This is a genomic window from Streptomyces sp. CNX435 (assembly GCF_059570575.1).
This window is the reverse complement of the sequence record NZ_JCANTA010000020.1, coordinates 44,327-57,719: the sequence shown is the minus strand read 5'-3', so window position 1 is coordinate 57,719 and position 13,393 is coordinate 44,327. Positions and strand designations below refer to the sequence as shown.

The 13,393-nt window shown below is 74.1% G+C and carries 10 protein-coding genes; 9 read left to right on the top strand and 1 reads right to left on the bottom strand.

Features of this window, described 5'->3' with window-relative positions; all coding sequences use genetic code 11:
• The first annotated feature begins 4 nt into the window (after positions 1 to 4).
• On the top strand, positions 5 to 967 hold the full coding sequence (locus T328_RS27165) for a GNAT family N-acetyltransferase (RefSeq protein ID WP_496498817.1): 963 nt from the start codon (positions 5 to 7) through the stop codon (positions 965 to 967).
• Positions 968 to 1,004: 37 nt separating this feature from the next.
• Here the strand turns inward: T328_RS27165 and T328_RS27160 are convergent, their stop codons facing one another.
• A complete protein-coding gene (locus T328_RS27160) occupies positions 1,005 to 1,898 on the bottom strand; it encodes an ATP-grasp domain-containing protein (protein ID WP_496498816.1) in 894 nt (297 codons plus the stop codon).
• 193 nt (positions 1,899 to 2,091) lie between these two features.
• Between T328_RS27160 and T328_RS27155 the strand changes: the two genes are divergently transcribed.
• From T328_RS27155 to T328_RS27120, 8 genes are all read left to right on the top strand, one after another.
• Positions 2,092 to 3,753, top strand: coding sequence for an AMP-binding protein (locus tag T328_RS27155; protein WP_496498815.1), 1,662 nt, complete (start codon positions 2,092 to 2,094; stop codon positions 3,751 to 3,753).
• Positions 3,750 to 5,354 (top strand): MFS transporter, encoded by a 1,605-nt coding sequence (locus T328_RS27150; RefSeq protein WP_496498814.1) that lies wholly within the window; start codon positions 3,750 to 3,752, stop codon positions 5,352 to 5,354. The genes T328_RS27155 and T328_RS27150 overlap by 4 nt, the downstream gene beginning before the upstream one ends.
• Positions 5,347 to 6,477, top strand: coding sequence for an NAD(P)/FAD-dependent oxidoreductase (locus T328_RS27145; protein WP_496498813.1), 1,131 nt, complete (start codon positions 5,347 to 5,349; stop codon positions 6,475 to 6,477). Before T328_RS27150 ends, T328_RS27145 begins: the two co-directional genes overlap by 8 nt.
• Before the next feature lie 37 nt (positions 6,478 to 6,514).
• Positions 6,515 to 9,556 carry a non-ribosomal peptide synthetase gene (locus T328_RS27140; protein ID WP_496498812.1) on the top strand — a complete coding sequence of 1,014 codons (3,042 nt, stop codon included), beginning with the start codon at positions 6,515 to 6,517 and terminating at the stop codon, positions 9,554 to 9,556.
• A 95-nt stretch (positions 9,557 to 9,651) separates the two neighbouring features.
• The gene (locus tag T328_RS27135) at positions 9,652 to 10,635 is read left to right on the top strand and encodes an aldo/keto reductase (RefSeq protein WP_496498811.1); all 984 of its coding nucleotides are present in this window, start codon (positions 9,652 to 9,654) and stop codon (positions 10,633 to 10,635) included.
• Positions 10,632 to 11,381 carry a sulfotransferase-like domain-containing protein gene (locus tag T328_RS27130; protein ID WP_496498810.1) on the top strand — a complete coding sequence of 250 codons (750 nt, stop codon included), beginning with the start codon at positions 10,632 to 10,634 and terminating at the stop codon, positions 11,379 to 11,381. The genes T328_RS27135 and T328_RS27130 overlap by 4 nt, the downstream gene beginning before the upstream one ends.
• Positions 11,382 to 11,403: 22 nt before the next feature.
• Positions 11,404 to 12,240 carry a family 3 encapsulin nanocompartment shell protein gene (locus tag T328_RS27125; protein ID WP_496498809.1) on the top strand — a complete coding sequence of 279 codons (837 nt, stop codon included), beginning with the start codon at positions 11,404 to 11,406 and terminating at the stop codon, positions 12,238 to 12,240.
• A complete protein-coding gene (locus T328_RS27120; RefSeq protein WP_496498808.1) occupies positions 12,233 to 13,384 on the top strand; it encodes an MFS transporter in 1,152 nt (383 codons plus the stop codon). The genes T328_RS27125 and T328_RS27120 overlap by 8 nt, the downstream gene beginning before the upstream one ends.
• Positions 13,385 to 13,393: the final 9 nt, after the last annotated feature.

Genomic DNA, 13,393 nt, shown 5'->3' with positions numbered 1-13,393 from the left:
GGACATGGAGCTGCGGGACCACTACGGCCTGGCGCTCGCCGTGATCGAGCCGGCGGAGCTGGACCGCCGGCCCTGGGCGCAGGTCCGGGAGCGGATCGACGTGGTCCGGCTGCCGGAGCCGCCCGCGGGGCTGGCCGGTGAACTGGCCGCGCGCGGCTTCGTGGTCAAGCCGTCCGCGGTGACGTGGCTGGCGGAGCTGGGTGCGGACGAGGCGGCGTTCCTGGGCCTGCTGGAGCGGGCCGACCGGCAGTCGGTCCGCAGGGCGCAGCGCCGCGCCGCCGCGGCGGGGCTGCGGGAGGTGGTGGCCGACCCCGTCACTCCGGAGCTGCTGGACCGCTTCCTCGTCCTGTACGCGGCGCGCGTGGCGCGGATGCGCTTCGGCGTGCCGTTCGCCCTGGACTACCGGGACACGGTCCTGAACGGCGCGGACAAGTTCTTCGGCGTCTTCGCCGTCGCCGGGGACGGCACCGACGTCGTCGGCGGCGTGCTGGTGCTGGAACGGCCGGACATCCGGACCGCGGTGCTGCGGTTCTCCGCGGTCAGCGCGGGGTGGCGGCGCCGCAGCCTGCCGCGGGCGCTGTACACCACGGCGCTGCGCATCGCCCGGGAGAAGGGGTACGAGTACGCCACGCTCGGCGACGAGCCGAACCTGTCGGGGCACCTCACCAAGCCGGGCCTGTTCGTGTTCAAGGCCGGGCTGGGCTTCCGGCCGGTGCCCGCACAGGACTTCACCGACCCGGCGGGTACGGACGAGGCCGACCTGGTGCTGCGGCTCGACGCACTCAGCGACCCGACGCTGATGCTCGGCTATCCGGCGTCCGCGCCGGGCGGCGGGAGCAGCCCCCCGGCCGCCGCCGGCGGTCCGCGGCAGCTCGCGGTCAACGTCGTCTGCGAGTCCCCGGTGAACACCGCGCTGTACGCGGCGCCGTCGCTGGCGCCGACCGTGCTGCGCCGCCCCGGCGGTTGACCCCCGGCGGTTGACGGAGCCCGGCGGCGGTGCCGGATCAGCCCGCCGCCATGCTCCGCTCCACCCAGTCGAACACGCCGCCGAGCACCTGCCGGTGCTGTTCTCTGCCGAGCAGCGACAGAAAGCCCGGCACCGCGTTGACCTCAAGGATGACGTAGCCGTCGGGGGTCGGCAGGACGTCGAGTCCGGAGAGTGTGAGGCCCATGGCGCGGGTCGCCGCCACCGACAGCTCGATCAGCTCGTCGGGCGCGTCGAAGCGCTCGAAGCTGGAGCCCTCCAGCGTCTTGCAGCGCCAGGACCCGGCCGCCGGCAGCTTCAGCATGTTGATCGGGGCGACCTCGCCGGCGACGGTGATCCGGTACTCACCGCCCTCGGTGGGGTAGTACGGCTGGCACACCAGCGTGCGGTGACGGGAGAGGAGTTCCTCGGCGATTGCCTTGTCGGCGGCGTAGTCGGCGATCCGCTCGACATCCTGCCCGCGGTAGCCGAACGACGGCTTGATGATCACCGGGCCCCATTCGGCGCACGCCGCCTCGACCTCGGCGGTGGTGGTCGCCGACCGCAGCGGCGGCACGGGCAGCCCGGCCGCCGCCAGCCGCTGCGCCATCTGGAACTTGCTGTACCCGGTCAGCCACGCCTCCGCGGGGTCGAACATGCGCGGCCCCGGGGTGTCACTGAGCATCGTCAGCCGCTCGACCCGGTCCTGCCAGTCGTCGCCGTACAGCTTGGCCCGGTTCAGGATCGCGTCGAAGGCCGCCGCGGGCTCCCCGCGCAGCGACAGCTCCACGTCGCCGCCGGGTCGAGCGCGGTACGTGATCTCCTCCAGCGTGAAGAACGACATCTCGTGCCCGCGTTCACGCCCGTACTCCACGAGGCTCGGGCCGTCGGGATCGATTCCGGTGTAGTCCCAGCCCAGCAAGCCGATCTTCACGGTGCCTCCCGTCGGGTGCGTGGCGACGCGGCCCTCCGCCTTCCCGTGCGGGAGCCTTCCGGCAGCACGAACTTCCTGTCAAGTCCGAAAGCAGCACAAGGAATTGGCCACACAAGCGGTCTACCGCTGGGCCGGACCGTCCCGTTAGGATCAGCCGCCATATTCGTGCTTGCGTACGAGGGGGATTGCCGCGGTGGGCTTGTGGGGAACGCTCGTCACGCCAGGCCGGGAACAGGCCGACGCGTACCGCACGGCGGGCTGGTGGAGGGACGAGACGTTCCTCGACGACCTTCTGGCGGCGGCTCGTTCACGCCCGGAGCACCCCGCGATCATCGCGTACGAGGGTCGCAATCACGCCAGGACGCTCACCTACGCCGAGCTTGCGGACGTCGTCGAGCGGTTCGCGGCGGCGCTGGCGGCGCTCGGCGTCGGACGCGGCGACGTCGTCGCGCTGTACCTGCCGAACCGGTGGCAGCTCACCCCGCTCTTCCTGGCGTGCCACCGGATCGGCGCCGTCACCTCACCGGTGATGCCCGCGCTCGACGTGCGCGAGCTGGCGTACGTGCTCACGGAGAGCGGCGCGAAGGTCTGCGTCACGGTCGACCGGATAGCCGACACCGACTACGGCGCCCGGCTGGCCGAGGCCGCGCCGAAGACGCTGGCGCACCGGGTGGTGGTCGGCGACGCCGCCGCGTCCGGGGCGCTGGACTTCGAGGAGTTCTTCGTACGGACCGACCACCCGCCGGTGGCGCCGGCCGCCCGGCTCGGGTCGGACGACCCGTCACTGCTGCTCTACACCTCCGGCACCACCGGCCGGATGAAGGGCGTGGTGCACAGCCAGAACACCCTGCACGCCGCGGTGCTCGCGGTCTCCCGGCCGCACCGGCTGACCGCCGGCGACATCATCTCGATCCCGGCCTTCGCCACGCACATGGCCGGGTTGACCTACGCCTGCTACATGCCGCTGCTGCTGCACGCCACCTGCGTCACGCAGTCCGACCACCTCGACGTGGAGTTCTTCCTCGACCTGCTCGCCGAGCACCGCATCACGTGGGCGTACGCCTCGCCGGCGCGGCTGGTCGAGATGCTGGAGATCCAGCGCGGTCAGCCGCGGGACACCTCCGCCGTGGTGCAGGTCGTCTCCGGCTCGGCGCCCATTCAGCCGCGGCTGATCTCGGAGGTGCGGGAGGTCTTCGACCTGCCCGTGCGCGCGCTGTGGGGCATGACCGAGAACGGCGCGGTCACCGTGACCCGGGACGACGACCCGGAAGGCTGGGCGGCGCACAGCGACGGCCGGGCGGAGCCGTCGATGGAGGTGCGCATCGACGCCGGGCCGGCCGGGCCGGGCGAGCCGGAGCCCGCCGTGGGCCGGCTGCTGGTCCGCGGCGCCTCGCAGTGCCTGGGCTATCTGGGCCAGCGCGAGGTGTACGAGGCGTGCCTGGACGCCGACGGCTGGTTCGACACCGGCGACCTGGCGCGCCCCGACGGCCGCGGCGGTATCCGCATCACCGGCCGCCGGGTGGACCAGATCAACCGCGCCAACGGCCAGAAGATCGCCACGCTGGAGGTCGAGTCCGTCCTCACCCGGCACCCGAACATCCGGGAGGTCGCACTCGTCGGCTACCCCGATCCTCAGCTGCCCAGGGCCGAGCTGGTGTGCGCGGTGGTGGTGGCGGACGGCGAACCGCCGACGCTGGAGTCGGTGCACGCGCACCTGGCGGCCGAGAAGATGGCCCGGGTGCTGTGGCCGGACCGGGTGCAGTTCGTCTGGGAGCTGCCGAAGAACTCGCTGGGCAAGGTCCTGCGCCATCCGCTGCGCGAGCGGCTTGAGATCGAGTACGCCGCCCGCCGATGACGGCCTCGCCGGGTTCCCCGCCCCCGCAGGGGTCATCTCCTCCGCCGGGGGCCGCGGAGCCCGGCGGCGCCCCCGCGTCCCCCACGGCGCGCAGGCGGCGCTCCGTCGCGCTCCTGGTGATCTCCACGGCGCAGTTGATGTTCCTGCTCGACGCGACCATCGTCAACGTCGCGCTGCCCAGCATGCAGCGCTCGCTCGATCTGTCGGGCTCCGACCTGGAGTGGGTCGTCGCGTCGTACTCGATCGCCTTCGGCGGGCTGCTGATGCTGGGCGGCCGGTGCGGCGACATCCTGGGCAGGCGGCAGGTGTTCACCGCCGGCATCGCGCTGTTCACCGTCGCCTCGCTGCTCGGCGGCATGGCCTGGGAGCCGTGGCTGCTGGTGGTGTGCAGGACGGCGCAGGGCGTGGGCGCGGCGGCGGCGTCGCCGGCCGCGCTCTCGCTGATCGCGGTGACGTTCCCCGAGGGGCCGGAGCGCAACCGGGCGGTGGGCTGGTACACGGCGGTGGCCACGGCGGGCGGCGGCGTCGGCATCATGGCCGGCGGGCTGATCACGTCGTATCTCTCCTGGCGCTGGGTGCTGTTCGTCAACGTCCCGATCGGGGTGGCGATCCTCGCCGTGAGCCGGCGGGTGCTGACGGAGACGGAGCGGCGGCGCGGCGCGTTCGACGCGGCGGGCGCCGTCACCGGGACGCTGGCGGCGCTGCTGCTGGTCTACGGGCTGATCGACGGCGCCGCGGACGGCGGCAACTGGAGCTCTCCCGCGGTCGTCGGAGCGCTGGTGCTCGCGGCGGTGCTGCTGCCGGTCTTCGTGCTGGTGGAGAAGCGGAGCAAGCAGCCGCTGGTGCCGCTGCGGCTGTTCGAGGGCCGCACCAGGCCGGGTACGTACGCGGTGTTCGCGCTCACCAGCACCGCGATGTTCGGCATCTTCTTCTTCCTCACGCTCTTCTTGCAGCGGGTGTGGGACTACTCGCCGCTGAAGACGGCGTTCGTGTACATCCCGCTGACCGGGCTGCTGGTGCTGGGCGCCAAGGTCAGCTCGCGTCTCGTCGCGGTGGTCGGCACGAGGCCGCTGGTGTGCGGCGGGCTGCTGGTCGCGACGGTCGGCATGCTGTGGCTGTCGCGGATCGGCGACTCCGCCGGGTACGCCACCGGGATGCTGGTTCCCACGGTGCTGACGTACACGGGTCTCGGTGTGGTCAGCGTGCCGCTGACGCTCGCCGCGCTCGCCGACGTACCGGACGAGGACTCGGGCGCCGCCTCCGGCCTGTTCAACATGTCCCGGCAGATCGGCGGCGCCACCGGCCTGGCCGTGCTCGGCACGGTGGTGTGGGCGACGGTCGAGGCGCAGGGCCACGCGGACGCGGAGGCCGTGCTGTCCGAGGGCGTCGGCCGCGGGTTCCTCGTGGCGGCGGGCGTCACGGCGCTCGCCCTGCTTCTCGCGCTGCTGACCGTGCCGGGGAGGGCCGAGCCGGGATCGCCGGCGGACGTGCGCACCGCGGCGGGCGGTGCCGACGGGCCGAAGACGAAGACCGGGCCGTCGGCCGGTACCGCCGGTACCGCCGGTCCGGCGGAGCCGAGAAAGGCGGGTGACGGTGGCTGACGTCCTTGTCGTCGGGGGAGGCATCGCGGGTGCCGCGGCGGGATGGTTCCTCGCCAGGCAGCGCGGCGGCAGCCGGGTGACCCTGCTGGAGGCGGAGCGTGCCGTGGGGATGCACGCGACCGGGCGCTCCGCGGCGCTGTTCAGCGAGTACTTCGGCAACGCGGCGGTGCGGGCGCTCACCGGGCACAGCCGGGCCTTCTACGCGGCGCCGCCCGCGGGCTTCACCGCCGACGCGCTGCTCACGCCGCGCGGCGTGCTCGCCCTCGGCACCCCGGAGACCGCCGCCGCCTTCGAGGCGGCGAAGGCCGAGGGGGCCGGCGCCCCGCGGCCCGCGGTGGAGCTGACCGCCGCGGAGGCGCTGGTGCTCTGCCCGCTGCTCCGCCCCGGCGCCTTCGACCGGGCGCTGCACAAACCGGGCGCCTGCGACATCGACGTGGACGCCGCGCACCAGGGCTTCCTGCGCGGGCTGCGGGCCGCCGGCGGCACGGTGGTGACCGGCGCCCGGGTCACCGGGCTCGACCGCCGCGGCGGCCGGTGGCACGCCGACACCACCGCCGGCGGTTTCTCCGCGCCGCTCGTCGTCAACGCCGCCGGCGCATGGGCCGACGAGGTTGCGCTCCTGGCCGGCGTGGCGCCGGCCGGGCTCGTCGCGTACCGCCGCACCGCCGCCCTCGCGCCGGTCCCGGACGGCCACGACGTCACCGGCTGGCCGATGGTCACCGACGTCGCCGACACCTTCTACGCCCGCCCCGAGCCCGGCGGCCTGCTGCTCTCGCCCGCCGACGCGACGCCGATGGCGCCGGGTCGAGCGCGGCACGACGACACCGACGTGGCGCTGGCGATCGCGCGGTTCGAGGCGATGGTCGCACTCCCGCTGCGGCACGTCTCGCACGCCTGGGCGGGGCTGCGCACCGCCGCGCCCGACGACACCCCCGTGATCGGGCCCGACCCGGACGCGCCGGGGTTCTGCTGGCTCGCCGGACTCGGCGGCTACGGCATCCAGACAGCCCCCGCTGCCGGCGCGCTGCTCGCCGCCCTCGCCGCGGGGGACTTACCACCCACCGCACTGCGCCCGCTCGCCGCGGACGTCACCCCTGCCCGCACCCGCACGGCACCTCTCTGACCTCAACCCCCCATCCGGGAGAGAGAGTTCGATGCACATGTCGGATACGATCTGGCACCTCGCCGGTGGCCGGGCCGACCACGGCCCGTACCGTCCGGTGACCGCCCTCATCGCAGAGCAGCGTGCCCGCACGCCGGACCGCCCCGCCGTCACCTACCGCGGCACGACCGAGACCACGCTCACCTACGCGGAGTTCGACGCGCTCGCCAACGGCCTGGCCGCCGAGCTGGCCGAGGCGGGGGTGCGCGCCGGAGACGTCGTGCCCGTCGTCCTCGGCAACAGCCTCGAACTGCCGCTGTGCATGGTGGCCCTGATGAAGCTCGGCGCCGCCTTCACGCTCTGCGACCCCGCCTGGCCCGAGGAGCGGCTGCGCGCCGTGCTCGTGCACCCCGCCCCGCGGCTGGTGCTCACCGCGACCGCCGCCGTCGTGGAGCACGGCGCGCACGTGGTCGCCGCGCACCGCATCCGTCCGCGCGGACGCGGGCCCGACGTGCCGGCGCCGGGCGCGGACACGGTGGCGTACGGGGTGTTCACCTCGGGCAGCACCGGTGCGCCGAAGTGCGCGCTGAACACGCACCGCGGGCTGACCAACCGGCTGCGCTTCATGACCCGCTGGTTCGACGCCACCGGCGACGAGGTCGTCCTGCAGAACAGCCGGCACACCTTCGACTCGGCGATCTGGCAGTTGCTGTGGCCGCTGACGACCGGCGGTCGCACGATCGTCCCCGAGCAGGGCGAGTTTCTCGACCTGGAGCGGACGGTGGAGATCATCCACCGTTACCGCGTCACCGTCACGGACTTCGTACCCGCGATCCTCGGCATGCTGCTGGCCCTGCTGGAGGCAGGGCCAGCAGGGGCAGCGGCGGTGGCGAAGGTGGCGTCGCTGCGCCACCTCGTCGTGGGCGGCGAGGAGATCATCCCGCACGCCGTGCACCGGCTGCGCGAGCTGGTTCCGGGGCTTGAGATCACCAACGGCTACGGCCCGTCCGAGACCGCGATCGGCATGGTCTTCCACCGCATCTCCGGCGACGAGGGCGACCGCATCCCGCTCGGCCGCCCCATCGACAACTGCTACGCGGTCGTCGCCGACGACACGCTCACACCGCTGCCCGCCGGCCGCACCGGGGAGATCCTTGTCGGCGGCGACTGCGTGGGCGCCGGCTACCTCGACGACCCGGAGCGGACCGGGCAGGTCTTCGTGCCGAACCCGTACCCGCAGATCCCCGGCCCGCGGCTGTACCGCACCGGCGACCTCGGCTGGTTCGACGAGGCGGGCCTGCTGCGCTTCACCGGCCGCCGCGACCGGCAGGCGAAGGTGGACGGGGTACGCATCGAGCTGGCCGAGGTCGAGACGGCGGCCGAGGGGTGCGCCGGGGTGATCCAGGCCAAGGCGCTGACCGTGCGGCGGGGCGGGCGCAACAAGCTGGTGGTGGCCGCCGCCGCCGAGGAGGGCACCGCGCCGGCGGCGCTCCGCGCGCACCTGACGTCGGTGCTGCCGCGCATCCACCTGCCGCAGCACTGCTTCGTCCTGGAGTCGCTCCCGCTGACCGACAACGGGAAGGTCGACCTGGAGGCGCTGCGCCGGATCGTGGCGGAGAAGCTGGAGGCCGGCGTCCGATCCGCCACCCGCGACGGCGACCCGCCGGCGGAACGCGTCGCGGACATCGTGCGCGGCGTCCTCGGGCTGCCGGACTTCGGCGTGGACGACGACTTCCTCGCCCGCGGCGGCGACTCGCTGAGCGCGCTCGGCGCCACCATCGCCATGCGCGACGCGCTCGGCGTGCCGGTGTCCGTCTCCGACCTCTACACCCACCGCACCCCCGCCGCGCTCGTCGCCGCCGTCCTGCGCCGGCCGGCGCAGGACGGCGCCGACGAGCAGGAGTCGGCGCTGATGGAGCGCGACGCGCTGCCGCCGGCGGACCTGGCGCACGCGGCGGCCCGCGCCGCCGGTGCCGCCGCGGTGCTGCCGCCGCGCACGGTGCTGGTCACCGGGGCCACCGGCTTCGTCGGCTCCCGGGCGGTGCACCGGTTGCTCGACGGCACGCCGGCCCGGGTGGTGTGCCTGGTGCGCGCCCGCGACGACGCGCAGGCCAGAAGCCGGATGGTGGCCGCGCTGCGCGCCCAGGGGCTGTGGGAGGAGTCGCTGGGACAGCGGCTGGACGCCCGCGCCGGCGACCTCGCCCTGCCCCGCTTCGGCTGGCCCGCGCGGCAGTGGGAACGGTACGCGGCCGAGTGCGACGCGGTCCTGCACGCCGGCGCGCTGGTCAACTTCCTGCTCGGCTACCGGGAGCACCGCGCCGCCAACGTCACGGGGACCGCCCACGCGCTGCGCTTCGCGCTCACCGGCCGGCCGAAGCCGCTGCACCACGTGTCCACCCTCGGGGCGCTCGACCGGCATGCGCTGCACGCCGGCGCACCGCTCGGCGAGGACACCGACCCGCGGCGGGTGACGGTTCCGGTCAGCGGCTACAGCCGCTCCAAGCTGGTGGCGGAGAAGCTGCTGCTGCGGGCGCGCGAGCTGGGCGCGCCGGTCACGATCTACCGGCTCGGCGAGATCATGCCGGCCGCGGACAACGGCGTACCCAACACGCGGGCGCTCACGCACCTTTTACTGTCCGCCTGCCACGAGGCCGGGGTACGGCCCGCGGTGCCGATGCGCACCGACTACACGCCGGTCGACGAGACGGCCGATCGGCTCGCGGCGGGGCTGGCCGAGGGGCCGACCGGTGCGGACTACCACGTCTTCCGCACGGAGAGCGTCGACCTGGCGGACGGCGGCCTGTCCCCGGGCGGCGCGGCGGACGGCGGGCCGCCCCCGCTGCCGCCGCGGGAGTTCATGGCCGCGCTCGCCGCGGCGGCCGAGGCCGACGAGCGGTCGGCCGCCGCCCTGCTGCACGCCGTGCTGACCTCCCTCCCGGCCACCGGGGCGGACGGAACACCGGACTTGGCCGGGCTGTTCGTCGACAACCCGCGGCTGTTCACCAGGGCCGGGTGCGCGGCGCTGGACGAACGCCACGGGCTGCGTGACGGCCCACTCGACAAGGCGTTCGCCGCCTACCGCGCCACGCTCACCGGCTGACCGCGAGAGCGGCCCGGCCGCCGCGGGGCGGCCGGGCCGGACGTACCTTAGGCAAGCCGACGGAACCGAACAGAACTGTGAACGGAAGGGAACTCGTGCGGAATCGGACCATGGGCCGGCTCGGCTGGCAGGTCAGCGAGATCGGCTACGGAATGTGGGGCATCGGCGGCGGCCCCGGCGGCTTCACCGGCTGGGACTACGACGTCGCGCCCGACTGCCTGGACCTGGCGGTGGAGCTGGGCTGCACCTTCTTCGACACCGCCTGGGTCTACGGCAGGGGGGTCAGCGAGCAGTTGCTCGCGGCGCTGCTGAAGCGCCACCCCGAGCGGCGGCTCTACACCGCGACGAAGGTGCCGCCGCTCAACCGCGAGTGGCCGCCCGGCAAGGACGACACGCTCGACGACGTCTTCCCGGCCGACCACGTGCGCGAGTACGTGCACCGCAGCCTGGAGAACCTCGGCACCGACAGCATCGACCTGCTGCAGTTCCACGTGTGGGAGGACAGGTGGGCCGGCGACGAACGCTGGCAGCGGGTCGTCGCCGACCTCAAGGCGGAGGGTGTGATCGAGGGCTTCGGCATCAGCGTCAACCGCTGGGAGCCGGAGAACTGCATGCGGGCGCTCGACACCGGCCTCGTCGACGTCGTCCAAGTGATCTACAACATCTTCGACCAGGCGCCGGAGGACGAGCTGTTCGAGCGCGCGCAGCGCGACAACATCGGCATCATCGCTCGCGTCCCGTTCGACGAGGGCGGGCTGACCGGCAGGCTCACCCGCCAGACGGCGTTCCCCGAAGACGACTGGCGCGCGGTCTACTTCGGCCCGGACAACCTCGGCCCCACCGTCGACCGGGCGGAGGCGCTGAAGAAGGTGCTCCCCGAGGGGATGACGCTGCCCGAACTCGCGCTGCGCTTCATCCTCCACCACCCGGCCGTGAGCACGGTCATCCCCGGCATGCGCAAACCCGCCCACGTACGCGCCAACGTCGCGGTCTCCGACGCCCCGCCGCTCGACGCCGAGCTGCTGGCCGAGCTGCGCCGGCACCGGTGGGACCGGCGGCCCACGACGTGGTCGATGTGAGCGGGGGCGACGGCGCCGGGGCGCGGGCGGGCGTCATCGCCCTGTGGGCGCACCCGCGCTCGGTGTCGACGGCGTTTCTGCGCATGATGACCGAGCGCGGCGACGTCACGGTGGTGCATGAGCCGCTGGTGCTGCTCACGGACCACGGCGAGGTGGCGCTGCCGGGCCCCGACGGCGGCACGACGATCGTACGGTCGTACGCGGAGCTGCTCGCGCACCTGGCCGAACTGGGCGCGGCGGGCCCGGTGTTCTTCAAGGACACGCTGGAGTACCACTACGACCACCTCTTTGCCCACCCCGAGTCGATCGCCGGGTTCCGGCACACGTTCATCGTCCGCGAGCCCGCGGCGACCATCGCCTCGCACCACGCCGTCAAGCCGGAGTTCACCCGCGACGAGGTCGGCTACGAGCACCAGTGGGCGCTGTTCGAGCTGGCGTGGAAGACCACCGGCGTCCGGCCCGTGGTCGTCGCCGCGGAGCGGCTGCTCGCCGACCCGGCCGGCACGGTCGCCGCGTACTGCGCGGCGGTCGGCCTGCCCTTCCTGCCCGCCGCACTGACCTGGGACCCGGGCGAGCTGCCCCAGTGGCGGCAGAACCGGCGCTGGCACCTGGACGCCAGCGCCAGCTCCGGCTTCACCGCCCCGCGCTCCCGGCACCAGGTCACCGTCGAGGACGACCCGCGGCTGCGCGCGTACTACGACCACCATCTCCCCTACTACCAGCGGCTCGTCGAACACGCCCTCTGAAACCCGGCACAGGAGGAGAGACATGCCCGCCACCGAGATCCGCACCGCCACCCCCGGACAGCAGTTCGCCCACGCCTTCCGCACCGACCCGGCGTCGGCGGAGGTCCGCTTCGACTTCACGCTCAGCGACGCCTTCCAGCCGACCGCCGACCGCCCCCGGCTGACCGTACGCAACCTCTTCCGCAAAGTGCGCGTCGACACCGGCGCGCTCGTCTCCTGGTTCGAGTCCCGGCCCGGCGGCTCCGCGCCCCGCACGGCGGGCGAGCGGCTACGGGAGGCGGACTTCCGCTTCGCCACGGCGGCGTACGGCGTCGCGCCCATCGCCGGCTGGGTGCAGATACCCGACCGGCTCGCGGACGAGCCGGAGTCGCTGGCGTCGTTCGTCGACCGCCGCCTGATGGTGCGGCTCGGCACCGCGGAGAACCGCGCGCTCACCGTCGAGCTGCTGCGCCACCCCGAACTGGCGCCGCTGCCGTACTCCGGCTCGTACGCGCAGGGGGTGCTGGCCGCCTTCGACGAGATCGAGCAGACCGGCGGCACCGGGCACGCCATCATCGTCAACCCCCGGGACTACTACGGCGAGCTGGTCGGCTCCGGCAGCCTGCTGACCGACCTGGCCCGGGAGAAGGTCATGATCTGCCGCAACCGGCACGTGGCGCCCGGCCACGCGATCGTCGGTGACTTCGCGATGGCGGCGCGGCTGCTGGAGGCCGGCCACTCCGTGATCAAGGTGGCGGAGCCGCCGCCCGGGACCTTCGCGGCGCCCGGCACCGCCGTGTGCGCCGAGGTCTACGAGGGCGTGGCCCTGCAGTTGCCGACGCACTTCTACCACGTGGTCCCGGGAGGGGCAGATGACTGAACAGCGGTGGGCACGCACCTTCGCCGGCCTGATCGCCGCACTGCTCTGCACGTTCACCGCCGTCGGCATGGTGATCCCGATCATCCCCAAGCTGGTCACGGACGAGCTGGACGGCTCGGCGTTCGAGGTGGGCGTCACCTTCACCGTCTCCGGCGTGGTGGCGCTGCTGGTGCGCCCGTACGCGGGGCAGCTCGCGCAGCGCACCGGCTGCCGCCGGGTGATGCTGTTCGGCGCGGTGCTCGTCGTGGCCACCGCCGGCCTGTACGCGCTGCCGTTCGGCCTGCCCGGCCTGTACGCGGCGCGGGTACTGCTGGGCGTCGGCGAGGCGATGCTCTTCATGGCCGGATCGCTGTGGACGGTGTCGCTGGCCCCGCAGGACCGGCGGGCGCAGATCGTCGGCTTCTACGGGCTGGCCATGTGGAGCGGCTTCGCCCTCGGCCCCGTGCTCGGCGAGCTGGTGCACCGGGCCGGGTCGTTCGGCGCGGTGTGGGCCACGGTCGCGGTGCTGCCGGCCGTCGCGTTCTGCGTGATCTTCGCGCTCACCGACCGGGTGGAGCGGGGCGCCGCGGTCTCCCGCAAGCTGCTGCCGCGCTCGGCCGTGCTGCCGGGGTTGTCGCTGGCGTGCGGCTCCTTCGGCTACGCGATGGTGGCGGGCTTCGCGGCGCTGGCGATGACGGACCGCGGCGTGGCCCACGGGTCCGTCGTCGTCAGCGCGTTCGGCGTCGCGTACGTGACGGTGCGGGTGGTGGCGGGCCGGATCCCCGACCGGGTCGGCGCGCTGCCGGTGGTGGTGTTCTCCGCGTCGGTGGAGGCGCTGGGCATGGTGCTGATCGCGTTCGCGTCCGACCTGTGGCTGGCCGCGCTCGGCGCGCTGATCGCCGGCGGCGGCTTCACGCTGCTCTATCCCGCGCTCGCGCTCCTCACCATCGACGCCGCGCCGGAGTCCGAACGCGGCGCCGCGCTGGGCGCCGTGACGTCGTTCTTCGACGTGGCCATCGGCCTGGCCGGGCTGATCGGCGGCGCGCTCGCGGGGGTCAGCTACACGCTGACGTTCCTGATCGCGGCCGGCGCCGTGCTGGGCTCGCTGTTCGCGGGCACCGCCGCGGCCCGCGCCGCACCGGCCAAGGACCCGGCGGCGGCCTGAGCCGCCGGG

Excerpts from the sequence above, each read along its gene's own strand:
- T328_RS27140 (WP_496498812.1), top strand. The coding sequence starts at position 6,515 with ATGTCGGATACGATCTGGCACCTCGCCGGTGGCCGGGCCGACCACGGC.
- T328_RS27165 (WP_496498817.1), top strand. The coding sequence starts at position 5 with ATGGAGCTGCGGGACCACTACGGCCTGGCGCTCGCCGTGATCGAGCCG.
- T328_RS27120 (WP_496498808.1), top strand. The coding sequence starts at position 12,233 with ATGACTGAACAGCGGTGGGCACGCACCTTCGCCGGCCTGATCGCCGCA.
- T328_RS27150 (WP_496498814.1), top strand. The coding sequence starts at position 3,750 with ATGACGGCCTCGCCGGGTTCCCCGCCCCCGCAGGGGTCATCTCCTCCG.
- T328_RS27125 (WP_496498809.1), top strand. The coding sequence starts at position 11,404 with ATGCCCGCCACCGAGATCCGCACCGCCACCCCCGGACAGCAGTTCGCC.